This is a genomic window from Streptomyces sp. NRRL S-340 (assembly GCF_000720185.1).
GTDB lineage: Bacteria > Actinomycetota > Actinomycetes > Streptomycetales > Streptomycetaceae > Streptomyces.
The window spans coordinates 81316-105571 of the sequence record NZ_JOIY01000023.1; the positions used below are offsets into that span (position 1 = coordinate 81316).

Annotated in this window: 21 protein-coding genes and 3 pseudogenes; 13 read left to right on the plus strand and 11 right to left on the minus strand. The window is 69.9% G+C overall.

Features of this window, described 5'->3' with window-relative positions:
* The first annotated feature begins 13 nt into the window (after nucleotides 1–13).
* The 4 genes from IG64_RS19320 (at nucleotide 14) to IG64_RS40515 (ending at nucleotide 4248) form a co-directional block, all read left to right on the plus strand.
* The gene (locus IG64_RS19320) at nucleotides 14–1114 is read left to right on the plus strand and encodes an alcohol dehydrogenase catalytic domain-containing protein (protein WP_037857869.1); all 1101 of its coding nucleotides are present in this window, start codon (nucleotides 14–16) and stop codon (nucleotides 1112–1114) included.
* On the plus strand, nucleotides 1111–2694 hold the full coding sequence (locus IG64_RS19325; protein ID WP_037857871.1) for a bifunctional 3-(3-hydroxy-phenyl)propionate/3-hydroxycinnamic acid hydroxylase: 1584 nt from the start codon (nucleotides 1111–1113) through the stop codon (nucleotides 2692–2694). The genes IG64_RS19320 and IG64_RS19325 overlap by 4 nt, the downstream gene beginning before the upstream one ends.
* Before the next feature lie 109 nt (nucleotides 2695–2803).
* Nucleotides 2804–4081 (plus strand): NAD(P)-dependent alcohol dehydrogenase, encoded by a 1278-nt coding sequence (locus IG64_RS19330; protein WP_234438555.1) that lies wholly within the window; start codon nucleotides 2804–2806, stop codon nucleotides 4079–4081.
* Nucleotides 4078–4248, plus strand: coding sequence for a hypothetical protein (locus IG64_RS40515; protein WP_199811623.1), 171 nt, complete (start codon nucleotides 4078–4080; stop codon nucleotides 4246–4248). The genes IG64_RS19330 and IG64_RS40515 overlap by 4 nt, the downstream gene beginning before the upstream one ends.
* 456 nt (nucleotides 4249–4704) lie before the next feature.
* On the opposite strand, the gene IG64_RS19335 is transcribed toward IG64_RS40515, so the two are convergent.
* Nucleotides 4705–5544 (minus strand): fumarylacetoacetate hydrolase family protein, encoded by an 840-nt coding sequence (locus tag IG64_RS19335; protein WP_037857873.1) that lies wholly within the window; start codon nucleotides 5542–5544, stop codon nucleotides 4705–4707.
* Between the two features lie 105 nt (nucleotides 5545–5649).
* Between IG64_RS19335 and IG64_RS19340 the strand changes: the two genes are divergently transcribed.
* Genes IG64_RS19340 through IG64_RS19350 form a run of 3 tightly spaced genes read left to right on the plus strand, consistent with a single transcriptional unit; the run spans nucleotide 5650 to nucleotide 7383 of the window.
* The gene (locus IG64_RS19340) at nucleotides 5650–6144 is read left to right on the plus strand and encodes a VOC family protein (RefSeq protein ID WP_037857874.1); all 495 of its coding nucleotides are present in this window, start codon (nucleotides 5650–5652) and stop codon (nucleotides 6142–6144) included.
* 53 nt (nucleotides 6145–6197) lie between these two features.
* Nucleotides 6198–6593 (plus strand): helix-turn-helix domain-containing protein, encoded by a 396-nt coding sequence (locus IG64_RS19345; protein ID WP_324609584.1) that lies wholly within the window; start codon nucleotides 6198–6200, stop codon nucleotides 6591–6593.
* Entirely contained in the window at nucleotides 6580–7383 is an 804-nt protein-coding gene (locus tag IG64_RS19350) for an IclR family transcriptional regulator (protein WP_037857876.1), read from the plus strand. Before IG64_RS19345 ends, IG64_RS19350 begins: the two co-directional genes overlap by 14 nt.
* An 881-nt stretch (nucleotides 7384–8264) precedes the next feature.
* Here IG64_RS19350 and IG64_RS19355 read toward each other — a convergent pair.
* Nucleotides 8265–9452: an MFS transporter gene (locus IG64_RS19355; protein ID WP_037857878.1), complete on the minus strand. Its 1188-nt coding sequence runs from the start codon at nucleotides 9450–9452 to the stop codon at nucleotides 8265–8267.
* An 89-nt stretch (nucleotides 9453–9541) separates the two neighbouring features.
* On the opposite strand from IG64_RS19355, the gene IG64_RS19360 reads away from it, so the two are divergent.
* The gene (locus IG64_RS19360; protein ID WP_037857880.1) at nucleotides 9542–10303 is read left to right on the plus strand and encodes a DeoR/GlpR family DNA-binding transcription regulator; all 762 of its coding nucleotides are present in this window, start codon (nucleotides 9542–9544) and stop codon (nucleotides 10301–10303) included.
* A gap of 266 nt (nucleotides 10304–10569) precedes the next feature.
* On the opposite strand, the gene IG64_RS19365 is transcribed toward IG64_RS19360, so the two are convergent.
* The gene (locus IG64_RS19365) at nucleotides 10570–10773 is read right to left on the minus strand and encodes a hypothetical protein (RefSeq protein ID WP_037857881.1); all 204 of its coding nucleotides are present in this window, start codon (nucleotides 10771–10773) and stop codon (nucleotides 10570–10572) included.
* A gap of 463 nt (nucleotides 10774–11236) precedes the next feature.
* On the opposite strand from IG64_RS19365, the gene IG64_RS43270 reads away from it, so the two are divergent.
* The gene (locus IG64_RS43270) at nucleotides 11237–11359 is read left to right on the plus strand and encodes a DUF3885 domain-containing protein (protein ID WP_420709946.1); all 123 of its coding nucleotides are present in this window, start codon (nucleotides 11237–11239) and stop codon (nucleotides 11357–11359) included.
* Here IG64_RS43270 and IG64_RS19370 read toward each other — a convergent pair.
* Together IG64_RS19370 and IG64_RS38980 are read right to left on the minus strand one after the other, a co-directional pair.
* Nucleotides 11341–11925: a YrhB domain-containing protein gene (locus IG64_RS19370; RefSeq protein ID WP_037857883.1), complete on the minus strand. Its 585-nt coding sequence runs from the start codon at nucleotides 11923–11925 to the stop codon at nucleotides 11341–11343. The genes IG64_RS43270 and IG64_RS19370 overlap by 19 nt on opposite strands.
* A gap of 196 nt (nucleotides 11926–12121) precedes the next feature.
* Nucleotides 12122–12371: pseudogene (locus IG64_RS38980) on the minus strand (LexA family protein); the annotation flags it as partial.
* A 193-nt stretch (nucleotides 12372–12564) separates the two neighbouring features.
* Between IG64_RS38980 and IG64_RS19375 the strand changes: the two are divergent.
* Nucleotides 12565–13107, plus strand: a complete 543-nt coding sequence (locus IG64_RS19375) for a hypothetical protein (protein WP_199811624.1) — start codon at nucleotides 12565–12567, stop codon at nucleotides 13105–13107.
* Between the two features lie 30 nt (nucleotides 13108–13137).
* Nucleotides 13138–14018, plus strand: a protein-coding gene (locus IG64_RS38985) for an IS5 family transposase (protein ID WP_107474300.1) whose coding sequence is annotated in 2 segments (ribosomal slippage) — nucleotides 13138–13498 and nucleotides 13498–14018 — 882 coding nt in all. Because the reading frame shifts where the segments join, the coding sequence is not laid out codon by codon here.
* Between the two features lie 85 nt (nucleotides 14019–14103).
* Here the strand turns inward: IG64_RS38985 and IG64_RS19380 are convergent.
* Nucleotides 14104–14985 (minus strand): alpha/beta fold hydrolase, encoded by an 882-nt coding sequence (locus IG64_RS19380; protein ID WP_037857885.1) that lies wholly within the window; start codon nucleotides 14983–14985, stop codon nucleotides 14104–14106.
* Nucleotides 14986–15104: 119 nt separating this feature from the next.
* On the opposite strand from IG64_RS19380, the gene IG64_RS19385 reads away from it, so the two are divergent.
* A complete protein-coding gene (locus IG64_RS19385; RefSeq protein ID WP_037857888.1) occupies nucleotides 15105–15380 on the plus strand; it encodes a DUF4253 domain-containing protein in 276 nt (91 codons plus the stop codon).
* A 203-nt stretch (nucleotides 15381–15583) separates the two neighbouring features.
* Here IG64_RS19385 and IG64_RS19390 read toward each other — a convergent pair.
* Both IG64_RS19390 and IG64_RS19395 read right to left on the minus strand, forming a co-directional pair.
* Nucleotides 15584–16367, minus strand: a pseudogene (locus IG64_RS19390) (IS110 family transposase); the annotation flags it as partial.
* Nucleotides 16368–16659: 292 nt separating this feature from the next.
* Complete coding sequence (locus IG64_RS19395; RefSeq protein WP_037857889.1) at nucleotides 16660–18021, minus strand: erythromycin esterase family protein; 1362 nt, start codon at nucleotides 18019–18021, stop codon at nucleotides 16660–16662.
* A 751-nt stretch (nucleotides 18022–18772) separates the two neighbouring features.
* Here IG64_RS19395 and IG64_RS43275 point away from each other — a divergent pair.
* Nucleotides 18773–18877 (plus strand): annotated as a pseudogene (locus IG64_RS43275) (hypothetical protein); the annotation flags it as partial.
* Here IG64_RS43275 and IG64_RS43280 read toward each other — a convergent pair.
* The 3 genes from IG64_RS43280 to IG64_RS19410 all read right to left on the minus strand — a co-directional run bounded on the left by IG64_RS43280 (nucleotide 18850) and on the right by IG64_RS19410 (nucleotide 24214).
* On the minus strand, nucleotides 18850–19275 hold the full coding sequence (locus IG64_RS43280; protein ID WP_420709948.1) for an IS110 family transposase: 426 nt from the start codon (nucleotides 19273–19275) through the stop codon (nucleotides 18850–18852). The pseudogene IG64_RS43275 and the gene IG64_RS43280 overlap by 28 nt on opposite strands.
* A 497-nt stretch (nucleotides 19276–19772) precedes the next feature.
* Nucleotides 19773–21260, minus strand: a complete 1488-nt coding sequence (locus IG64_RS41215) for a hypothetical protein (protein WP_051813106.1) — start codon at nucleotides 21258–21260, stop codon at nucleotides 19773–19775.
* Nucleotides 21261–21979: 719 nt separating this feature from the next.
* The gene (locus tag IG64_RS19410; protein WP_037857892.1) at nucleotides 21980–24214 is read right to left on the minus strand and encodes an ATP-binding protein; all 2235 of its coding nucleotides are present in this window, start codon (nucleotides 24212–24214) and stop codon (nucleotides 21980–21982) included.
* Nucleotides 24215–24256: the final 42 nt, after the last annotated feature.

Genomic DNA, 24256 nt, shown 5'->3' on the forward strand with positions numbered 1-24256 from the left:
GGAGCCGCATCTCATGACCGCCATGCTCGCCGCGCGCGCCCACAAGGGCTCCGACGCGCTGCACCTGCACACGATCGCCGTCCCTGACCCGGGGCCCCAGGACGTCCTGGTGAAGGTGGCCTCCGCCGGGCTCGCCCCCGGGATGATGACCCTGCTGGCCCAGGGCGCCTTCAGGCACCTGCCCACCACACTCGGGCACGAGGCCGCCGGCACCGTCGCCGCCGTGGGCAGCGAGGCAGCGGGGGTCGGTGTCGGCACCCGGGTGCGGGTGCACCCCAACCTCAACTGCCGCGCCTGCGAGTACTGCCGCTCCGACCGGGACATGATGTGCCCGCAACAGGCGATGATCGGACACGCCGCCTTCGGCGACGTTCCCATGCCGTTGTACGACCGCTACCACGACGGTGGTCTGGCCGAGTACATCCGCGTGCCGCACTGGCTCGTCGACACTCTGCCCGACAGCGTGTCCTTCGACGTCGGAGCCAAGATCCACGACCTCGCCAATGCCATACGTGCCCTCAAGCGCGCCGATCTGCCGCTGGGCGCCACCCTCGTGGTCACCGCCGCCACCGGCACGATGGGGACAGCCACCATCAAGCTCGCCCGGCACTTCGGCGTCTCCCGTCTCATCCTGGTGGGACGCAGCGCCGAGCGGCTGGACGCGGTCAGGCCGCTCTCCGGCGACGTGCACACCGACGTGGTGGCACTCGACGAACTGCCGCCGAACTGGGCGGAGGAAGGCGGTCTCACCCGAGCGCTGCGCGCCCTGGTCCCGCAGGGCGCGGACGCGGTCCTCGACTTCGTACCGGAAGGACCCGCCACTTCCCAGGCTCTCGCCGCTCTGGCAACCGGTGGCAGCCTCGTCCACATGGGCGCCAACCGCAGCCCGCTGCCGTTCCCGATGAGCGCCGTCATGGTCAACTGCTGGCGCATCGTCGGCACCCGCGCCTGCACCCGCACGGACGTCCGGGAAGTGATCACCCTGCTCGCGCGGGGCGCACTGGGCGCGGAGGAGCTCATCACCCACCGCTACCCACTGGCCGGGGCGAACGAAGCCGTTGCCGCGCTGCAGAACCGCACGGAGCCGATCTGGATGGCGGTGGTCAACCCGTGACCGCGGCTCAGCTTCCCGTCCTCGTCGTCGGCGGCGGTCCTGTCGGTCTGACCGTGGCGAACCTCCTCGCGGCCCGGGGTGTGCCCCTTGTCCTCGTCGAGCGGAACGCCTCCACCAGCGACGAGGCCAAGGCCATCAGTCTGGACGACGAGTCCCTGCGGACCTTGCAGACGGCAGGTCTCGCGGACAAGGTCCTGGAGATCGTCGTACCGGGCACCGGAACCCGTTACTACGACCGCAGAGGCCGGCCCCTCTTCCACGCCCGCGGCCCACAGCCCTACCGGCTCGGCTTCCCGTTCAAGAACCAGTTCGCCCAGCCCGAACTGGAAAAGCTGCTCTTGGACGAGCTGAAGTCCCGCCCTGGAGCGGACATCCGCTTTTGCACCGAACTGGTCACCGTGACCGAGAACCCGGGCGGCGCCACCGCCGTGATCCGGTCACCCGGGAACACGGTCACGGAAGACCTCCGGGTCAGCTGGGTCCTGGCATGTGACGGGGGCCGCTCCACCGTGCGAGAACTGCGCGGCATCGGCATGACCGGCACCAGCCATCAGGAGGTCTGGCTGGTCGCCGACACCATCGGCGACCACCACGACGAGCGCTACGGCATGCACCACGGCACCCCCGAGCGGCCCACGGTGATCGTGCCCGGCCGCGGCGGCCGCTGCCGCTACGAATTCCTCCTGCACCCGGGAGAGGGCGAGAAGGGAGCGAGCCCCGACTTCCAGACCGTACGCCGGCTCGTCGCGCCCTACCGGCCCCTCACCGAGGACCAGGTGGAACGCTGCACCGCGTACACCTTCAACGCCGTCGTCGCCGACCGGTGGCGCGACGGGCACGTCCTGCTGCTCGGTGACGCCGCGCACATGATGCCGCCCTTCGCGGGCCAGGGGCTCAACTCCGGTGTCCGGGACGCCGCGAACGTGGCCTGGAAGATCGACGACGTGTGGCACGGCCGTGCCGCGGAGACCCTGCTGGACACCTACGAGGCGGAGCGGCGCCCGCACGCCACCGCGACGGTCCGCTACTCGGAACGACTCGGCGACGTCGTCATGACCACCGACCGGCGCCGCGCCCTTCTGCGGGACGTCGCCGCCCGCACGCTGCTGCGCATACCACCGGGGCGCCGGTACCTCACCGAGATGCGGTTCCGTCCCCACGCGCGGCACCGGGCCGGCCTGGTCGTCGGAGGCCACGCACTGACGGGCACCCAACTGCCCCAGCCACGGGTCCTGGTCCCACCGAGTCTGCACCCGCAGTGGTTCGACCAGGTACTCGGCCCGTCCTACGCACTCCTGGGCATCGACGTCCCGGACGCCGCCTGGCAGCACTTCGACGCCACCCAGTGGCCGGACGACAGGCTCGACATCAAGCGGATCGACGTGCTGCTGGGCGACCGGTTGCCACCGGCGGCGGGACCACGCGAAGCCGTCGCGGACGCGGACGGCCGCCTGGAGGAAGCCCTCGCCCCCGCCCGCAACCGGTTCGTCCTGGTCAAGCCCGACCGCTACATCGCTGCCGTCATGGGCCCCGACGACATTCCTGCCGTGGCCGAGGCATTGCGCAGGAACACCCGGTGACCTCGGTCCCGACGACCACGGCGGCCGTACGGGTCCACGAGCACGGCGGCCCCGAGCGACTCCTCCACGAGCAGCGGCCGCTGCCCGCCCTGGGCCCACCGATGTGCTGGTGGCCGTCGACACCGCCGCCGTCTCGGGCTGGGACCTGAAGTACCGCCGCGGACTGCGGCCCGGCACGAAACGCGCGGGTGGCCGGTTCCTGCCCCGACCCGGCCACCCGCCTTTCCTCATCGCACGAGAGAAGAAGCTCTTGCCCACCCTCACCACCGTCGCAGTGGCCCGCACCGGCGAGGACACCTTCCACTGGGAACGCGCCGTCCTCGACGACCCCGGCCCCGGCGAAGTCCTCGTCCGCCTCGTCGCGGCCGGCCTGTGCCACACCGACCTGTCCGTCCTGGCCGGGCGCCTGCCCACCCCTCTTCCCGCCGTTCTGGGCCACGAGGGAGCGGGAACCGTCGAAGCCGTGGGACCCGGCGTGGCCGGCATCGCCCCCGGGGACCACGTCGTGCTCTCCTTCAACTCCTGCGGCCGCTGCGACGCCTGCCGCACCGGCCGGCCCACCACCTGCGCAACGTACTTTCCCCTCAACTTCCGGGCCGCACGGGCCGACGGCACCACCCCGATCCGCACCGAGGACGGCACACCGCTCGGCGGCCTGTTCTTCGGACAGTCCTCGCTGGCCCGCCACGCCGTCGTCTCCGCGCAGAGCGTCGTCCGGGTCGACGTGGCAGGCGAGGAAGAACTCGTCCCTCTGGCACCTGTCGGCTGCGGGATCCAGACCGGAGCCGGTGCGATCCTGAACCTGCTCAAGCCCCGCTACGGTGACAGCGTGGCCGTGTTCGGCGCCGGGGCGGTGGGACTGTCGGCCGTCATGGCGGCCCGTCTCACTCCCGCCCGCACCATCGTGGCCGTGGACGTCGTCCCGTCGAGGCAGGCTCTCGCCACCGAACTCGGCGCCACCCACACCATCGACAGCGGCAAGGAAGATCTCCGCTCGCGCCTCGCCCATCTGGCCGGTCCCGGCGGCCTGACACACATCGTGGAAACCACCGGTGTCCCCGCACTGCTGGAGCTGGCCGCCACGGCCATCACCGCCCATGGCACCGTCGCCGTCATCGGAGCCCCCTCCGCCGGCAGCAAGGCATCCTTCGACATCAACTCCCTCATCGACGGCCGCACCATCCGCGGTGTCACCGAGGGCGGCAGCGACCGCACCACCTTCATTCCCGCTCTCATCGACCTGGCACGCCAAGGACGCCTGCCCTACGACAGGTTCGTCCGCTTCTACGCCGAAGACGAGCTCCACCAAGCGGTGACCGACGCCCGCTCCGGGCACACCATCAAACCGGTGATCTGCTTCGGCGACCGGACGGGGGAGGAACGATGAGCCTGCCGCACGCCCGCAACCTGATCGACGGCCGGTGGCACGACGGACACACGACAGGCACCGCCCGTGCCCCGGCCACCGGACAGGCCATCGGCACCTTCGCCGATGCCGGAGCCGTCAGCGCCCGCCACGCCATCGACGCGGCCCGCCGCGTTTTGCGCTCCTGAGGAAGCGAGTCCAGCATCTGGCGCGCGCGGGTGCAGAGCTGCCGGCCTCCTCGCGTCCTGGACTTGTGCCGGTTGGCAGTTGCTCCACGAGACCGCAGCCGTCCGGGAACGCTTCTGGCAACCCACGGCGCCCGGGATCGGTCTCGGCCTCCGTCACCGCCTCGGTCACCTGCTGGACTCTCCACGCTGGGCGTCCGACAGGCGGCCCACCACTGCGGCGACACCCTCCAGTGCAGTGCCCGATGCGCGCGCGGAGCCCGGCACTGTCCGCTCCGAGCGGCGGGTGGGTCTTTAGAGCTGCGGACAAAAGTGGGTTCCGGTCAGCGGGCGGTGTCCGGTGCGTGCGATCGCCAGGCGCCGGGAGGTCCTTGTGGCGGAGCTGCCAGGGCCTTTTGGCAACGCGGCGAGGGCGCGTGCCGGGCGCCGCCCGCCGGGGCCCGCTTTTGTTCGCAGCTCTCAGTCCAGCGTCTCGCGGACGCACACGTTGCGGGTCTCGCCCAGGCCCTCGATGACGGTCCTGAGGGTCTGGCCCTCCTTGAGGTAGACCTTGGGGTCGCGCCCGTCACCGACACCTCCCGGCGTGCCGGACAGGATCACGTCGCCCGGCTGCAGCGTGATGATGTCGCTGACGTAGGCCACGATGTCCGCGATCCCGAACAGCAGGTCAGACGTGCGGGAGAGCTGCATCACCTCGCCGTCCACCTCGCAGCGGATCTCCAGGTCCGGCTCCCGGCCGCCGAACTCGTCCGACGTGACCAGTTCGGGGCCCAGGGGTGTGGTCGCCTCGAAGGTCTTGCCCGCCAGGAACTCCCGGGTGCGGCGCTGGTACTCGCGCACGGTCACGTCGTTGGCGACGGTGTAACCGGCCACGTGGCCGAGGGCCTCGGTCTTGGCGACGTGGCGGGCGGCCCGGCCGATGACGAAGGCCAGTTCCGCCTCCCAGTCCACGGTGTCGCTCACCGCGGGCAGGGTGACCGTGTCGCCCGCGCCGATGAGGGAGCCGTCGTACTTCGCGAACAGGGTGGGGTGGCGTGGGGTGTCCCGCCTCATCTCCTTGATGTGCGTGGCGTAGTTCAGGCCGAGGCAGATGATCTTGTTCGGGTGCGGCACCACCGGAGCGAAAACGGCCTCGGCGGCGTCGACGCGCTCGCTTCCGCCGCCGGCGGCCGCCCGGGCCCAGTCGTCACCCGAGTTCAGCAGGTCCCCCACGTTCGCATGGGGGAGCAGGACGTAGGAGTCCCCGTCACGCCGAGCGGCCCGGGTCCTGCCACTCGTCCGCAAAGTCGCCAGCCGCATGCCTGGTGCCCCTCTTCCTTCGTTGACTGATTCCGGGGTCGATCGTACGCTAGTCGCGACATGCAGGATACATGTCCTGCAAAACGAGACACAGGAAGGGGTGGCATGGCTATCACCGGACTCGGCCACACGGGGCTGTGGGTCTACGACCTGCCGAAGATGCGGGACTTCTACGAGCGCGTCATGGGGCTGAGCGTGACGGACGAGGACGAAGGGCTGCAGATCGTCTTCTTCAGCGCGCGGCCCGACGAGGAGCACCACGAATTCGTGCTCCAGTCCGGACGGACCTCTCCCATCGGCGACAAGCAGCAGCACCAGATCTCCTGGCGCGTGGCGTCGATCGAGGACATCCGAACCTTCCACCGGCGCTTCGAGGAGGAAGGGGTCCGGGTTCAGCAGGAGGTGACGCACGGCAACGCCTTCGGGATCTACTTCTTCGACCCCGAGGGGAACCGCAACGAGGTCTACCTGCGCATCGAACGGGACGTACGGCAGCCCTTCCGCAAGAGCATCGACTTCAGCCTTTCGCCGGAGGAGATCTACGCGGAGGCCGAGCGGCTGCTGAGCGACGGCGGCGCCGCCTACCAGCCGGTCCAGTAGCCCAGGGCCGGCTTCCTCGCCCCCTGCCAAGTCGCCTGTATGCCAGGATCCACATCTCGCGATACGGGAGTCGGGCAGGGCGCCGAAGGAGGAAGGCGACCGCTGACCGGGCCCTGGACATCCTCCTCATGTTCGACGACGACCGGCTCGTCCTGTCCGCCACCGACGTGGCGGACCGTCTCGGAGCGGCCCGGTCGACCGCCTACCGGTACCAGCAGAGTCTGACCGCCAACAGCTTCCTGGAGGAAAAGTGCGGCTCGGGATTCCGGAGAACGGCAACGTCGTCGGGGCCCTCGGTGTCGCAGCCTTCTTCCACCGGGAAGTGCCGCACATCGAGGGCGTGTGTCAGGCGGCTGAGGATCTCTCGGCCGAGCGGCCCGCATGGAGACCGGCTGAACGGCGGAAGCCGCACACAGCACCCGTACGATGTCCTGCATGACAGGACGTAAGTCAGAAAAGGCCACTCCGGCGAGCCAGTACCGTGAACGCAACTCGACCGCGGACCGTGCGCTCGACATCCTCGGACTCTTCTCGCAGGACAAGCTGTCCCTCTCCGGCCAGGAGGTGGCGACCGCTCTGGGGACGGCCCGCTCGACCGCATACCGCTACCTCCAGAGCCTGGTCGGCAACGGGTTCCTCGAAGAAGACCCACAGGGCGGGTTCCGGCTCGGTCTGCGGGTTCTTGAGCTGGCGCGCCTGGCCCGTCGGGGCTACGGGCTGTCGGAAATCGCCCTGCCCCTGATGCGGGAACTGTGCTCCGACATCGGCGAGACCGTACTGCTGACGCGCCGTGCCGGAGGCGCCGCCATCTGCGTGGAGCGATGCGAGGCGGAGCATCCGGTGCGCATCTCCTACGAACGTGGCAGCGTGCTTCCGGCCAACGCCGGCGCGTCCGCGCTGGCGCTGCTCGCCTGGTTGCCCGAGCAGGAGTGCCGTGAACTGCTGGAGGCGCAGAGACTGCAGCGGTTCACCGCACGCACGATGACCGACGTCGATGCTCTCATGGAACGGCTCGCTCAGATCCGGCAGGACGGGTTCACCGTCAGCCGCGGTGAACTCGACGTCGACATCCTCGGTATCGCCGCCCCGGTACGCGGGGCGTCCGGGAGCGTGGTGGCCGCGCTGAGCATCGCCGCACTGGAGCACCGGGTGCCGGACCGACGGCTCGGCGAGGTGGTCGCAGCGGTGCGCCGTGCCGCAGAACTCATCAGCGGCCAGCTGACGGTCGTCGGGGACTGACGAAGACATCCTCGCCGACGGGCAGGTGCCGGTAGGACGGCATGCCAGCACTGCGTCCCAGGCCGGCTGCGCTCGCGCCGCCGCGCGGCCGGCTCGATCGACGGTATGCATCTGGTGCGGACCGAGTTCGGACGGACTGATGTGGCAGCGGGGAGATCTCTCTGCAGGCACATCGCGCACCGTCACCGCCCGTCGGGGCGGTGCGGGGCGCGGACGCTGCCGTGCATCCTCGCACCGCGGTGTGCTCCACCGGCTGGAAGTGCACGACATCGTCCGCATCGAGTGGAGAGTGGAGGCCATCGCACTGCGTGCCGGGTGCGAGTGGAATCCGCCCGGTGCACTCCACCGGGCGGGAAGTGCGTTCACCGTGGGCAACTCAACGCACCGTGCGCGCGCCGCTCCGCACCCGCGCGCCGCGGCCCCGGACATCCGGTGCGTGGGGCGCGCTACACGTGCGGGAGGCGCAGGTTCTCCTTGGCCGACAGCAGCCCGAGCACGGCGTGCTCCTGGTGGTGGGCGTGCCAGTGCTCCGCCAGGGCACGGTCGGTGAACAGGGTCAAGCCTCGCGCCGTCTCTGCGGTCGGGGCGACGGCGTCGAAGTCGCCGACGGCCTGGACGAACTCACCCGTCGTAGTCGATCGTCAGACCGCGGACAAGGGGTGCTTCCTCACGGTGGCCCCGGCCCGTGCGCACATCCCCGTGCGGGCCGGACGACTGCCGGGCCGGCCCAGCGCTGGGGGGACCGAGGACACCGTGCCCGCCGACCCCACACCCCGCCCCACCCGAGACCTCCGCACCGTGCCCGGTCCGGCGCCCGCCGGCCCGGTCGGGAAAGCCCGTGTGGCACGGGGTCAGGCCGTGCCACACGGGCGGTCGCGGGGTCAGCAGCTCGGTTCGACCGCGTGCGGTCGGCCGGAGGGGGCGGGGGCGCGCAGGATCCCGGCAGCGGCGACGGCTGTCGCGCAGAACAGGGCCGGGAGCAGGAAGGTGTGGTTGAGGGCCATGAGATGGGTCATCCAGCCGATGACCGCGGGGCCTGCGAGCATGCCGACATAGCCGAGTCCGGCGACTCGTGAGACGTTGGTGCCGGCGGCCGTGGGGTCGAGGTGTCCGGCGGCACTGAACAGTTGCGGGATACAGCCGGACAGGCCGAGGCCGAACAGTGCCCAGCCTGTCAGTGCCGCCCAGATCCACGGTGTGAGGGCCACGAGCGTGATGCCGGTGGCGGCCAGAGCCGCGCCGTGACGCAGGACGGCGACCGGACCGAACCGTGCGGACACCCGGTCCGCCAGGAGCCTGCCGATGGTCATCGTCGCCGCGAACGTCCCGTAGGCGAAGGCGGCGGTGCTCCGCGAAGCGCCCAGGACGGTTTTGAGGTGCAGGACGCTCCAGTCGTTGGCGGCGCCTTCGCACAGCATGATCAGCAACGCCAGAACGGCAAGCAGCCAGATCCGGCCGGGAACAGCGCGTTTCCCGCCCTGGGCCTCGCCGTCGGCTGCGGGCGTGTCCGGTGCGGAGGGCAGAAGGCCGCGGGCTGCGGCCAGGGCGACGACGGTACCGATGCCGGCGGTGACGGCCAGGGTCACGGCTGTGCCCCAGCCGATGCCGATGGCTGCCGCACCAGCGAGGGCGGCCAGGACACCGCCGACGGAGAACGTGGCGTGAAAGGCCGACATGACGGGCCGCCGGTACGCCGTCTCCACCTGCACGGCGTGCGCGTTCATGCTGACGTCGAGGGTGCCGTTCCCGAAGCCGAAGGCCAGCAGGGCCGCTCCCAGGACCCAGGGTTCCCCGGCCAGGCCGGGCAGTACCAGGGTCACGCTGCACAGCACGCCGGCCAGGGGGACGACGGTACGAGTGCCGAGCCGGTCGGACAGGCGGCCACCGAGCTGCATGCCGGTGAAGGCCCCGACCCCCAGCAGCACCAGGAACCCGCCCAGGGCCGCGTGACTGATGCCCACGCGGTTTTCGATGGTCGGGATCTCTACTACCCACATGCCCAGCAACGTGCCATTGAGGATGAAGTAGACAAAGGTAGTGAAGCGGGCGACGCGCAGCGCTCTTTCCATGCCTGAGACCATAACGAACAAATCTTCTGTGCGAAACCTCGCCTTACACACACAACTGAAGTTCGATCCGAGTGGTGTTGAATCGCGGTATGAGCACTGCGGAACGTCATCGTCTGATCGCCCAGGCCGTTCAGGAGGCAGGGACCGTCACGGTCGGCGAACTGGCCGCCCTGACGGGCGCCTCCGACATGACCATCCGCCGTGACCTGGACCATCTGTCCGCACAGGGCATCCTGGAACGGATGCGCGGCGGCGCCCGCACCCTGCTGTTGAGGGGGGACGAGCCACCCTTCGCGCTACGCGTTCACGAGGCCGTCGACGCCAAGCGCCGGATCGCGGCCGAGGTGGTCTCGCTCATCGCCGACGGCGAGAGCGTCCTGCTGGACAGCGGCACCACCTGTCTCGAAGTCGCACGTCTGCTGCGCGGACGACAAGTCACCGTCATGCCCCTGTCGTTGCAGGCGCTGCACGTCCTGAGCGACGCTCCCCAACCGACCGAGCTGCTGGTCCCCGGGGGCAGGCCCCGCGCACCTGAAGGAGCCCTCACAGGACCTCTCGCCCTCGCCTCCCTCGCGGCGCTGCGCTTCGACACCGCGGTACTGGGCTGCTGCGGTCTGACCTCCACCGACGGCATGACCGCCTACGACCTCGACGAGGCGGCAGTGAAGAAAGCCGCCATCACCTCAGCGCGCCGGGTCATCGCCGCCGCCGACGGCAGCAAACTCGGCCGCACCGCCCATGCCTACGTCGGCCCCCCCACCCTCGTGGACATCCTCGTCACCGACACGACCGCACCCGCCGTCGAGACCACCGCACTCAAGGAGGGCGGCACCACCATCAAGATCGTTTGACGGCCCGCAACGGGGGTTCGCCGGGCGTCTGGCGCTGGACCAGGGTTGCGGTGACGCGCAGCAGGTCGCCCGGCTGTATGCCGTTCAGCCGTTCGTGTGATCCGGGGGTCGCCGCTGGTGCAGGTGACGACCGTTTCGGAGGCGTCGTCGGGGACCGCGTCGATGTCGGCGGGGTCGGACGGTCAGGTCGAAGATGGCGGTGCCGCGCGGCCGGGGGCGGGTATCGCGTCGGCCCAGCTCGTCGACGGCGCAGTGCTTGGTGTTCATCATTTGGCTTCTGCCAGGGCCTCCGTGGGGCGTGGGGAGCGCGGTCGGGTGGTGCACTGGGCGATGTCCAGCAGCTCGCGGTTGCGTCGCTGGTGTGCGGGAGTGAGCGGGCGGCCCTTGGCGCCGTGGCGGAGCCAGAGCGGGGAGGCGGGCGGCCCGGGGCGGGCGAGGGCGTGGTCGCCGTCGCGTTCGGTGCTGCTCATGGAGGTCCTCCAGGTGGAGGTCAGGCGTGGTCGCCATGGTCCTTGGGCTTCGTCCTGAGGTCTGAAGCGAACCGTTCGCGGCGGGCATCGACGGCTTGGCGGTGATCCAGTCCTCAGCACATTTCCCTGGCGAATCAGTGTGTTCAGGGCTGGGGCGGGCAGGCGGAGGCGTCAACATGGCTGGACGGCCGGAGATGTGACGGTGCTGTCCTTTCTGTGACGTGTGGCGCTTCCCGCTTGGCGACCCGCGGCCGGCAACGGCGCTCCACCTCTTCACAGCGGGCATGCCACGCCGGGTCGAAGCCGGCGGGCTGCCGCCCGCACTCCCGCAGCGGCCTCGGTCGGCTCGCCATTTCTCCGGCTCCGGAATCGTATGTGCGATTCGCGTCGACACAGGTAGCGACGGTCAGGGCGTGAAAAGAGCAGATGACAAGATGGTGGCGTCCTCGTCACCGACATCCGGATGCAGCGCATCCACCATCCCTGCGACGGTGGCTCCGACGTTTTCCGCGCCACGTCCGAGGAACGGGACCGGGCGCGAGACCGGTATGCCGACCGGCTTTCTCGTCACCCCTCGGGTCTCTGACCCTCTCGGCTCTCCGTCCCGTTCATAATCGTCTTCACTGCAAGTACCGGGCTGAGAGGCTCCACGAGTTCCTTGGTGGCGACGGCCACGAGCCGCGCGGGCGCATCACCGTCCAGCAATGCGCTCACATATTCGATGGCCTCCGCAGGCGAGAACAACGGCAGCCTCTGGCGCAGTGCCCGCACAGCGTGCATGCGTCCGCGCGCCGCGGCGACTTCGCACAGCGCATCGTGTAGATCGTCTACTGCGGTGCGCACCGGCAGCCCACGTATCCGGGCTCGATAGTCGGCCTCCCACTCCCCGGTTACCGCGGAGACGACGCCGACTTGGTGCAGTCCGCCGTCGACACGGTCGACCAGGTAGGGCCCGTTACCGGCCAGCATGAACTCCGGGTTCCGGGTGCGTACGAACTTCTCGGAGGTCCAGAAGACGATCCACACCAGCTCGTGCTCCTTGACGCTGACCACAGCCATCCGCAGCGCGTCCTCGCCCGCAGCCCGCCACTGCTGATAGTCGCGCTCCAGCTGGTCCTCGACGGCCTTGACGGCGGCCTCTCGCTCGATCACGTATGCAGCTTCCCGTACCGACCCCTCTCTCGACCAGCGAATTCCCATGGCCCAAAGGCGCGTACGAGGGGGCTGGGGGCTTCTTGGCCAGGACCACGACAGCAACGGAACAAGTGCTCTGCGCCAGTACCGCTCAAGATCCTCGGCACCTGCTTGGAGTGCCACGACGGCACGACCGCCGACCCCACCACCTACATCACCCTGCCCGCCCACGACCTGACCCTGCGACGCGGGCTGGGCGCCGAACATGAGGGCGGCGGAGGATCGGGAGGTGGGCCGGGTCGTGCGGCATCAGCCAGAGGTGGCCGGCCTCGCGGCGCAGACGCTTGACCGTGGCCTCGCCGTCCAGGCGGGCCGCGACGATGTCGCCGTGGGCGGGCTGAGTCCTGGCGGCGGACCGTGGCGATTTCGCCGTCACAGATCACACGCTCGATCATGCTGGCCCCATGACCCGAAACCGAGGAGTTCGCCGAATCTCGGAGGACTCAGGCCGGGAACCGACGGCAGACTGCCACCGGTAGCGTGAGGTCTGGCGTGGGTTCGCGTACGGCTGGGGCCGGAATCAACCGCAGCACTCTCCGCCTTCGGCAGCCATCATCCTCGTTCTCCGGTGTCAGTCCCACCCCCTAGCATCCGCTCGTGAACTTCGAATCCCGTCTGCCCCACGGCATAGCTTTGCCGCCCGGCCGCATGATCACCTCGGACGAAGGCGACGGCGACGTGCAGCCACTGTGGCTGAGCGACGCCCCCGCCGCAGCCGATCTGTGGCCGAGGCTGCGGGCCGAACACTCCACCTCCGGACTCTGGCCGCTCCTGCTCGACGCCCTCGACCCGCATCACACGGACTTCCGCCCCTGGGGCTGTGGCGAACTATGGCCCGAGCGCATGTCGGCGCCTGCAGACCACAGCGCCGAGGACCTCCTTGCCCGTTGGTGGCAGGGCCACAGCACCATCGACGAAGACGACGACCAGCTCTCCGCAGACGAACGCCTGGCCGTCACCGCCCCCTTGGGCCAGGTCTGGCCCGGCCGAGCACCCACGCCGCCACCCTCGCCGCATGCCGATGAGATCGCCGACCAGTACGCGCAAGCTTTCCTGACGCAGAGTCCGCACGCACGCCTCGGACTCGTCTCCGCACCCCGCGGCGCCGACGCCCTAGGGCCTGTCCAACGGATCATGTGACCTTCGCGGGCCTGGCTCGTTGGCCTGTCCGTGAGGCGGGGAGATCTGTCGAACGAGGAATGGGCCCGGCTGAAGCCGCATCTACCGAAGTCCGCTAAGCGGGGCGGTCGTTGGGTGAGCCATCGGAGGGTCATCAACGGGATCTTGTACCGGAATCGCACGGGGGTGCCCTGGCGGGATCTGCCTGCGCGTTTCGGCAAGTGGAAGACCGTGTATGAGAGACACAGACGCTGGTCGGCGGACGGCACGTGGGACAGGCTCTTCGCCGCTGTCCTGGCTGACGCCGACGCGGAGGGCCGCATCGACTGGTCGATGGTGAGCGTGGACTCCACCTCCTGCCGGGCTCACCAGCACGCTGCCGGCGCCCGCAAGCGACGCCCGCGGGTGCCGGGAAAAGATCAACGCCCCGGCAGCACCGCTCCGACGAGGGGCTCGGACGCTCTCGGGGCGGCCTCACCTGCAAGATCCACCTCGTTGGGGAAGGCGGACGCCGCCCGCTGGCCCTGCTGATCACGCCAGGCCAGTGGGGCGACGCCCCACAGTTCATCCCCATCATGGAACGTGTCCGAGTCGCCCGTCTCGGCGGCGGACGTCCGCGCACCCGACCGGACCGTCTCGGCGGTGACAAGGCGTACTCCTCGCGCCGCAATCGCCGATACCTGCGACGACGCCAGATCAAGCACACGATCCCCGAACCGAAGAACCAGCGGGCCAACCGCCAGAGCCGCGGCAGCAGGGGCGGCCGGCCTGCGGGCTTCGACAAGACGATCTACAAAAGGAGGAACGAAGTCGAGCGAACGATCAATGCGCTCAAGACCTGCAGGGCCGTGGCCACGAGGTACGACAAGCGTGCCTACATCTTCCACGGCACCGTCATCATCGCCTCGATTCGACTCTGGCTGCGCCCATGATCTGGGACAGACCTGGCGTACTCGAGGCCGGCACCAGTACCGGAGCAGCCGCATCTGCCCTCAATGCTGCTCTGGCCATGCTTGCTCAACCGGTATGGGTCACCACGGCATCGATGAGCTCGGGCCAGAGTTCACGCGGGCGATCGTGGCCCATGTCGGGGACCAGCAGGAGTTCGGCGCCGGGAACCAGCTCCGCGGTGCGTTTCCCGCCGCTGGGGTCGATCAGCGTGTCGTCCAGGCCGTGGATCACCAGCGTCGGCACCCGCAGCTCACGCAGTGCATCCGCACGTGAACCGCTGAGGATCATCGCGCCGAGCTGCCGCCCGATCCCCTCGGGGTAGTAGGCGCGGTCGTAGCTCGCGGCGGCCAGCTCACGCAGCACCGAGGCGTCGCCGTATCGCTTGGAGGCCCACACCAGTTCCCGCTCCGCCGCCGCAACGTATCCCTCGCGGTCCGCGGGCTTGGGACTGAACAGCACCGCCTGGGCCTCCGGGCTGGACTGGCCGTATTCGCTCTCGCCGGTCGAGGACATCATCGACGTCAAGGTCAGCACCCGCTCCGGGCAGGAGAGGGCCATCACCTGGGCGATCATCCCTCCCATCGAGGCACCGACCACATGGGCGCGTTCGATACCGAGCGCGGTGAGCAGGCCGAGGCCGTCACCCGCCATGTCGAGAAGCCGATAGGGAACCATGGCGAGGGCGGCGGGAATGTCTCCCGAGCTGACGGCGGCGATGAACTTGCCCATGTCCACAGGATGATCGTCGAACTTGGCGGACAGCCCGCAGTCCCGGTTGTCGTACCGGATCACGTAACGGCCGCGGTCTGCCAGTGCTCGGCAAAAGTCCTCGTGCCAGGCGAGCATCTGCGCGCCGAAACCCATCACCAGCAGGACTGGCGGGTCTCCAGGGTCGCCGAAACTCTCGTACGCGATAGACACCTCAGGGGACACGTCAACGATCGACATGCACGGAGACTGTCATAGTCATCCACGGAGCGCACCCAGAATATCGTCCGGTGACCTGCACATACTTTCCTGGCTTCTGCCCGTGATCCGTCGGACAGGCCCTAGCCACGGCCGGCTGGATGGGGCCCGCAAACTACGACAACGACACCGGGACCTTCGCCGCCGTCGTCCGCGACTGGGAAGACCGATTCGGTGTGCGTGTCGTCGGCGTCGGATTCAGCACCCTTCACCTGAGCGTCGCCACGCCCCCGAGCCGACTCGAAGACGCCCGGGCCGTCGCCGCCGAGCACTTCGCCTTCTGCCCTGACAACATCTGGCAGGGCCCACACCCGGATCTGGCCTCCTACGCGGAGGGCCTCATCGACCTCAACTGCTGGGATTTCTGGTGGGACTGAACCCGCAGCACACGGCGCGGTAAGCGATCACCTCCCCAACGACGGACCGCGATCTTTCCCATCCTCTGAACGCAGCACGTCAGCACTTCTCGTGTACGCCCCGGACTGCGCCCGACGCACACGCCGGCGGTGCTGAACAAACGCGGCACGATCGACCAGGCCTGGGAAAGGCTGCCGGCGTCGCCCCTCTCGACGACCGCCGGCAGGGCTTCGATCCGGGCTTCCAGGGCCCGGCGCTGTCCATGGACGACAGCCGGCGATTTCGCCAGCGAGGGCACGATCACGTCGAGGGTGCTGGTGCCCGGGACGACGACGGTCTGTTCGTCGAGCGCGGTGAAGATGTCGTCGACCAGCCGCTGGGCCATGCGTGGGGCTCTGGGCCGGATGGCCTCGACGAGTTTGCGGCGGCCGGCCTTGCGCAGAGCGGCCGGGGATCCGTAGTGCTCCAGCAGCCAGGTGATGGCGGGATGCTCCAGGCGGGGTCCCAAAATGCGTTCGGGGCTGGGGTGGAACTGGGTGAGCAGGCCGCGGATGCGGTTGGAGGTGCGGTTGGCCTCGCCGGCGAGGCCCTGGTCGAAGCCGGTCGGCATGGTCGGCTCGGCGGTGATCTCGTCGGCGAGTTCGAGGGAGCGCAGGGTGTGGGCGGCGTCCACGAGGACAGCGGCGCCGCGGGCGTCGGTCTTGTCCTCGCCGGAGCAGAGGTCGGCGATCCGGCGCATCGAGATTCCGGGCAGGTGGGCGACCTTGCAGCCGGCGTCACGGGCGACGGCCAGCGGCAGGGCGCCGATGGATGCGGGCTGGTCCACGACCACCAGGACGGTGCCGAACTTGGCCTTGAGCTTGTCGAAGACGGCCCGCAACTGGGGTTCGCCGTTCGGCAGCCTTGTCGAAGACCTTTTTCCCGGCCGGGGTGAGTCCGTGGCCGTGCAGGCTGCTCTTGCCGACATCCAGGCCGAGGAAGACGCCCGCCTCGTCGATGTCGATCACCGCATCCCCCCATGCGCCGATGCCGTGCCGGTCTCGGTGGCGGGGCCGTTCGCGCGCATCGACGTCGTGCAGACCTGCCGCCCGCAGCGACCCGGCATTGCGCCGGGCCACTGCGGTGCCGGACCTCTGATCAGCGTCTGTGACGGCACCCAGGCACCCCACGGGCCCGGTGACACCCCCCGGTCATGCCATCGACAGGGGCAACAGTCATGCCGGGCCCGAAGGGGGGCAGCAGCCCTCTTGCAGGACCACGCGCGGGCCGGAGCGGCTCAGAGGCCAACGCGATGGGCCGTCACCGCTTCGGTTTGTCGGCCTCCCGGACCTCGTGGAGGTGGATGAGGATGTCGAAGGACTTGGCGATCGCGATGTCGCGGGGCTTCTCGGGGAACTGCGTGCCGATGTTGAGTGTGGGCCGGGCGACGTCCAGCCAGGCGCGCGCGGCGGCCGGCGCCCTGCGGACGTCGAGATAGAAGTTTCGGTAGCCGACCTGGTCGAGGGTGTACTCATTCCTACCGGGCTCGGCGGCGCCCACGGTGAACTTCTTCCAGTCGCCGCCGAGGGCGGCGTCCTTCGACAGGAACGAGCCCCGGTCGAAGGTGAAACCGATGGGCAGGTAGTCCTTGCCCATGGTGTCGCGCAGGAACGACCCCTGGGTCTTGGAGTACAGCTCGGGGTCGTCGGAGACGTAACCGGCGTGGTTGTTGTGCGCCGAGACCAGGATCTTGTCGCCGGTGCGCTTCCGCCACCACGTGACGTTCTGGGCCATCACCTCGTCGCGGAAACGCTCAAGGCCGTTGAGGGACTCCCGGTCGGCGGGGTCCAGGGTGAAGAACTTGGCGGTCTGGGCGATCGAGCGGGCGTTCTGCTCGGCCCAGTCGAAGGCGTCTTGGCCAGAGCCCTTGTGGCTGCTGACCAGCTCCAGGGCCTGCTGCGCCCTGGCGGCAAGCCGCTGCCGCTCCGCGAGCGGCTTGGCCAGGTAGGCGAAAGCGTCGTCGATGGGCCGCAGGCCGGTGTAGAGCTCGTTGAGCCGCGGCAGCGACTCAGGGTGGTTCTTCTCCATGTAACCGGTCACTCGTTCGAAGAATGCGTCATTCAGCGAGGGGGCACCGATGTCGTCGCCCATGAAGTGCACGGGGCGGTCGGGGTGGTTGCGGTTGTGGTCGCGCATCCACTCGATGAGATGTATGAACTCTTCCCGATCCCAGGGGGAGTTGGCCAGCGTCTGTGCGGCGATCTCGCGGGCGTCGCCCTTGCCGGTTCGGAGGTAGTCGTCGATCTGGAGTCCTGCGGACCAGCTCAGCTCCAGGGCGAAGGTGGTGAAGCCCTTCTTCTCGACGAGGTAGCGGAAGACCCGCTCCTTCATGGTGAAGAACTCGTGGGAGCCGTGGGTGGCCTCCCCGAGACCGACCACCTTGGCGTCGCCGATCATCGCGGACAGGGCTCGCAGATCGGCCGTGTTTCCGCCAGGTTCGGTCGCACGCAACGGCTGGGCTGCCTGCTCCAGTGCGTGTACCGGGTTGTGCTTCCCCCCGGCAGTGTGGTCCTTGTCGACGGTGGCCGCCTGGACCGCCACCGGGACGAGGACCGCCCCCGCCGCGATCGCCGCCGTCGCCAGCAGCCGCCGGCGGCTGATGCGCTTGGTGTGCCTGTTCATATGCTCTTGTCCTTTGATAAGAATCGGATGTGGAGCCCGGAAGGCGCACGAGACCCGCCACTGCGCGTGGCTGCCCGAGCACCCGATCGGGTGGAGGTGTGATCCGCCTGCGCCCTCGTCGGCTCGCGGTGCTCAGCCGCGCCGTCCTTGCGGTAATGGCCGTGGACAGGCTGAAGCGTGCGATGGGGCGGTCAGCTAGTGCCGATGTGGTCGTGCGGGACTGGGGCGGGACGCGGCTCGCCGGGATGCCACCCGGGCGGGTACGGCTGGGGCTGCCTCGTGGTGCGGCGCGGCCGGACGGGCCACCACAAGGAGCAGCGGCCGAGCGGCGCGGCGAGCGCAGGGACCAGCGCGATGGACAGGACGAACGCCGACAGCAGGTGCCGAGGGCCGTCGCGAAGCCGATCTGACTTTCCATGGATGTCTCGTGGAGAATCCAGTCAGGGCGCGAATCACGAGACTCCCGTTCACATGTGACGCCGGACAGTGCCCTCAAAGTCCATCACCGGAATGCGCGGAGGCCGTCGGAGCGGGGGACGAGAAGCGGTACGGGGCCCTGGGACCGGCTGTGCCCCGGACCAGGACCGTGGTCCTGGTCCGGTGTCGGCCCATGGGCGGAGCCATGGAGCCCTGGCGCGCTGGGGACTGTCCGTAGTTGCGATCAAAGCTGGGCTTTGGGTCCTGACTGAGGTGCCGGTGAGACAGACGTGCGCAACTCACGGACGAGCAACGGGAGTTCACTGGGCCGTTTCTGCCGGTCGGCAGGTTCGGACCGTACCCCGAGCGGCTGCGTGAGCAGTTCGAGGGGGTGCTCTGGAGGTTCCGCAGTCAGTGGCGGGAGATGCCCGAGCGGTTCGGTGCCCGGCAGACGGTGTGCAACCGCTTCATGCGATGGCGGGATGGGGGCGTCTTCCAGGTCCTGCCGGAAGAGGCGATCGCCGAGGCCGCCCGCAGGGACGAGAGGTCCACGGCTGTCTCGTCACCGGGGCGGAGGACGCCAAGGTCCTTGCCCACGCGGGCATGGTCGGCGATGACGAAGGCGTCACCGGCATCCGGCGTGCCCTGGCCGCGGTAGGCGGCTGATGCCTGGTGCACGGCACGGCCGGTGAGGCAGACCATCGGCCGGCCGTGGCCGAGCAGCAGGCCGATGAGCAAGGCAGCACCACCGTGGTTGACGTCCACAGCCCACAGCGCGTCCTGGGAGAGCGCGAGTACGCCGCCGATCAGCCGCAGCCGCGCGTACTCGTCGTTCAGGACTCGCCGTCACAGGAGGCGTTGGCCCTGCGCGTCGATCACCACGCAGTGGGTGTGTTCCTTGCCGATGTCCACTCCGGCCCCGATCTGGCACGGACACCTCCGCCGGCTCGTCGGCCAAATGCAGCCCAGCGGACGACCTCACCGACGTTGTCCTGCACAGCGATCGAGTCGCGTACCCCAGTCAGCGGTCGAGACGTCGCGGGGCTTCGGGCGGCCAAGTCATGTGAGCCATCCAACGGCGACAAGCTGACAGCCGAACCCGGAACCCCTGGGCCCGACGATCTTACGAATGACCGTCTCAGACCCACGCTCGGAAGGCAGGACGAGCTGAGCACCCTGCGTTCACGGACCCGAAGGCCGCCCGGCTCCTCCGGATTTCCGGTCCGCGCCCCGGGGCCGGTGAGGGGCGCCGCCGGGCGGTGCCTCTCACCCGGAGACCGTCAGAGGGGAAACCGGGCGACCGGACACCCGGACAGCCGGGCATCCGGCCAACCTCAGCTCGAAGCCAGCTGGTTGGCGATCTCCTTGTGCCACTTCTCGGCGTCGGCCGGGTCGTTCAGGGACGCCGCCCACGCCTCCTCCGTCATGTGCAGGTTCCCGGGGCCCGACTTCAGCGCGACGAGCAGTTCCCGGGCCGAGGCGCGCAGTTCGGGCGAGGTGCCCTTGCCGGCCGGGACCTCGGGGCCGGCGGCGAGGCCGTAGAGGGTGCGCGCCATGGCGTCGCGCTTGCTGTGCTCGGCCTTCTTCCAGAACTTCAGCGCTTCCTTGAGGGCGTCCTGGCGGGAGGCGGGCTCGGCTGTCGTCTGCTCGGCCTCCTCCGTGGGCGGGGCCCAGCGCTCGGGGTGGCGGGCGCCGTCGTAACGCTTCTTGCCGGCGCGCCCGGCCTTGTACGCGGTGACCGAGAGCAGGAGCCCCGCCGCTGTCGCGGCCAGCGCCCAGCCGACCGGGTTGCTCCCCAGCGTGCCCGTGGCAGCCGCTGCGATCGCCACCGCGCCGCCGGCCGACCTCACGCCGTCCCCGACCGCGCCGACCCCCTGCTTCCAGAGCTTGTTGCGCTGCTTCGCCAGCGCGTAGTCCCTGGCGGTGTTGAGGGCGATGGTGTCCTGTGCCTTCTTGACGTCGCCGGCGGCCTTCTCGATGCTCGTGAAGGCCGCACCGGTCTGGTCCAGGGCGGCGCCCAGCCGGTCCGCGAGGCCCTCGTCGTCGCCCTCATGGGCACGCTCCAGCGCGACATACGCCTGCGCGAGCGCCCAGTGGCTGTCCACCTCCGCCTTGTGGAGCCGGTTGATTTCGGACTCCTGCACCGGCGGCGCGGGCACGTCGATCTTCTTGAGGTTCTGGTACTTGCGCGTCGTCAGCCCGAACCGGCGCGCCGCACGGACGCTCTTGACGCCCGCGACGGCGCCGACCATGCCGCTCCCGGCCTCGGCGACACTCGCCGCCGTCACGAGGCCCTCCGCGTGCAGAGCGTTCTTGGCGACGCCGATGAAGTCGGATGCGTCGGTCGCCGTGTTCTGGATCGCGTCGAGCATCTTGGAGGGGTACTTCTTGCGCGGGGCGTGGGAGGAGGGACCCGTCGGGTTCTCCTTGGACGCCTTGTACGCCTTGGTGGCGTCGATGACGTTGTTGACCGCCGTGACCCCGTCGGTGAGCCCCATCTCGGCACCGGCCGCGGCGGCGGACGCGCCGGCCTGCTCCGAAAGGTGCGTGTCGGCGTTCTGGGACGCCTTCCAGTTCATCTCCGCGTTGGCCGGGACCATGCCGCGCAGGACGAAGGTGTCGAGGACGTCGAGGTGCTTGTTGGCCCGCTCCAGCGCGCTGGCGATCCGCTCCCGGATGTTCAGCCCGGTACGGGACTTCTTCTTCGCTTCCGGCTCGGCCTGCTCGTCGGCGGGCTTCGCCGTCTCGTCGTTCCCCGCGAGACGCTGGACGACGGCGGACGCGGCCCTGTTGCCGGCGAGCGCCTGTATGGACCCCATCATCGGTCCGATGCTGTGGCGGTCCGGCGCCCCCGCCAGATTCTTCGCGCCGCGTATGAGGGGCCGGGGCTGTGGAACGGCCGGCTGCCTCGTGCGGTTGTCGAAAGCAGTGTTACTACCCACCGGTGTCCTTTCCGGGCTCGTGCTGACACCGGGTGCGTGGCAAGTCGGGGCATCCGGCGGGGCCTTGCTCCCCCACAGTATCGACTGCCCCATGACTCTCATGGAAGGTGTTTCTCGTCTCGCGTTCGTTCTGCGTTCCGGTTCTGTACACCGGTTCGTGGCCATCGCATCGTTCTGGCCGCTCCGGGCCCCGGCACCAGTGCCGCCGTACCGCATCAGCCACCTCGCCGGACGTCCCCGCCCCTGCCCCCGCGGTGGTTCCGGCCACTCCGGCGCCGCGATCCTCAGCGCGGCCAGGCCCGTGTCCAGGGTCGGCCGCATCACCGGGGCGAAGTGCGGGCCGTGGTCGACCGGGACGTCCTGGGCGACCGTGTTGTCACGGACCGCCGCCGCGGACTTCTCCGGGCTCGCGTACGAGTGCCTCCAGGCAGTGGTCCGGGTCGAGGCGAGAGCTGTGTGCTGGAAAGACGCCACCGACGCCCGGCCCGGTGGATGCGGCAGTACCCTCGCCCCTCACCCGCACCGGTTCCTGGGCCCGCGCGTTCGCACCGCACCAGCCCACTGAAGAAGCCCCCGGAAGACCGCCCGCCGTGCCGCGCTCACTCGTGAGGGAGAGCGTTCGCCCTGGCCCGCAGCTCGTCCGCGCGGGCGATGCGGAGGGAGTCGAAGAGGTCGGCGGCGGTCGTCCAGTCGGCTCGGGCCCGTGCGGTGTCGCCTTGCTCCAGCCGGACGGAGGCGAGATTGTCGAGGACTTCGGCCCGCCCGTAGTCGTCGAGGGCCGCCTCACAGATCCGCAGCGCCGTCGAGTAGCTGGCGATGGCGCTGTCTCGGTCGCCCAGGCCCTGCTGGGCGTAACCGATGCTGTTCCACGCGGCGGCCTCGTAGCGGCTGTCCGTGGTCGTCGCGAGGATGGCGGCGGCTTCCTCGCCCGCACCGATGGCTTCGCTGAAGCGCTCCGACTCGGCCAGCTGCCAGCTCAGGTCGGTGAGCCCGCGCGCCACCTCACCCGCGTCATCGAGGCCGCGGGAGATCTCCACCGCCCTCTTCGCGTGCTCCAGGGCCTCCTCATGGCGCTCCAGGCGGTAGCGCACCCAGCCGGCGAACCGCTCGGCACGGGCCTGGTGCTCGGCGGGCAGGCGGTGCAGGTGGCCGAGCAGCAGGCGCACCGGCTCGTCCGCCGCGGCGGCGTCCCCGGCCTCCACCAGGGCACGGGCCAGATTCTGGCCGCATCTGGCGATGGCGACCGGATCGTCGAGCGCCAGGGCCGCGTCGAGCGCGCCGCGGGCAGCGGCGATCTCCTCCGTCCAGTGCCCCGCGACCTCGTTGTAGCGCATCCACTGCAGTGTGACGTCGACCCGGGACCGCCGCAGTTCCGGGTCGCCGAACGAGTGGAGGGCGGCCGCGGTGGTGGACTCTTCCTGGCGGTACCACTCCAGCGCCTCCTCACGGCTGCCGACCGGTACGAGCACCACTCCCGGCAACGGCGCCCCGGGCACGTCGGAGGGCGACTGCGTGACGTACTGGTTCGCCGTGTGCGCGTTCTGGCACAAGTAGTCCATCAGACGCCTCTCGGCCCCGTGCCGGTCGTCCCCCTCCGCCGCGGCGAGTTCGGCCCCGTAAGCGCGTACCAGATCGTGCAGTACGTAGCGGCCGGCGCCGTCCCGGGTCAGAAGGCTGGCGGTGAGGAGCCTGCGCAAGTGCCTGCGCGCGTGCGCGAGTTCGACGCCGGCCAGGGAAGCGGCTGCCTGGGCCGAGAAGGCGGGGCCGGGGTGGAGGGCCAGGTACCGGAAGAAGCGCGCCGTGACCGGCTCCAGTGCCCGGTACGACTGGTCGAAGACAGCGCGGACACCCGCGGGCTGCTCGTCCGTCGCGAGCGCGTCGAGCCGGGACCTGGAACGCCGCAGTTCACCGGCCATCTCATGAAGCGTGAGCCCGGGCGCGGAGCGCAGCCGGGCGCCGACGACAGCGACCGCCAGGGGCAGACGTCCGCACACGTCGACGAGATCGGCGGCCGCCGCCGGTTCCGCCCGGCACCGTTCGTCACCGATCCGCGCCGCCAGCGCGTCCAGCGCCTCTTCTTCCGTCCATACGTCCAGACTGACCAGGGAGGCGCCCTCGGTCACGGCGAGCCCGGACAGGTAGTGACGCGAGGTGACGATCGTCAGACAGCCGGGCGCCGCCGGAAGGAGCGGACGGACCTGCTCCTCGTTCCGCGCGTTGTCCAGGACCACGATCATGCGCCGGGCTGCGATCCGGTCCCGGAAAAGGGCACTGCGCTGGTCCGTACCGGACGGTATTTCGGTGCTGGGCACCCCCAGGGCGCTCAGGAAGGAACCGAGAGCCTCGTCCGGGCCGAGGGGCCCGCGCGCCGTCTCGAACCCGCGCAGGTTCACGTACAACTGGCCGTCGGGGAACCGGTCGGCACACCGGTGCGCCCAGTGCACCGCGAAAGCCGTCTTGCCGACCCCCGCCATACCGCCGATCGCGGAGATGACCACGTGTCCGCCGTGCGCGGTGACCTGTTCTTCCTGCATGCGCACCATGTCCAACAGGTGTGCACGGCCGCGGAATGCCGCGAGGTCGGGAGGCAGCTGCTGCGGCACCCGCCGCGTGCGGCCGGCGGACGCCTGGACGAGGAGCCGGCGCGCCTCCTCGTCCAGCTCGAGGGCGTCCATCAGCTCGCTCAGCGTCGCCGGCCGCGGCTGGCTCTGCCCCCGCTCCATGTTGCTGATCGCCCGGACACTCACACCGGACGCCTCGGCAAGACCTTCCAGTGTCAGCTGCGACCGCTGCCGCGCTTCGCGCAACAGCACACCGAACGTTCGCTCCCGCATCACTCTTCCTCTGCAAAGCAGTCTGGCCGCCTCGGCGCAGCT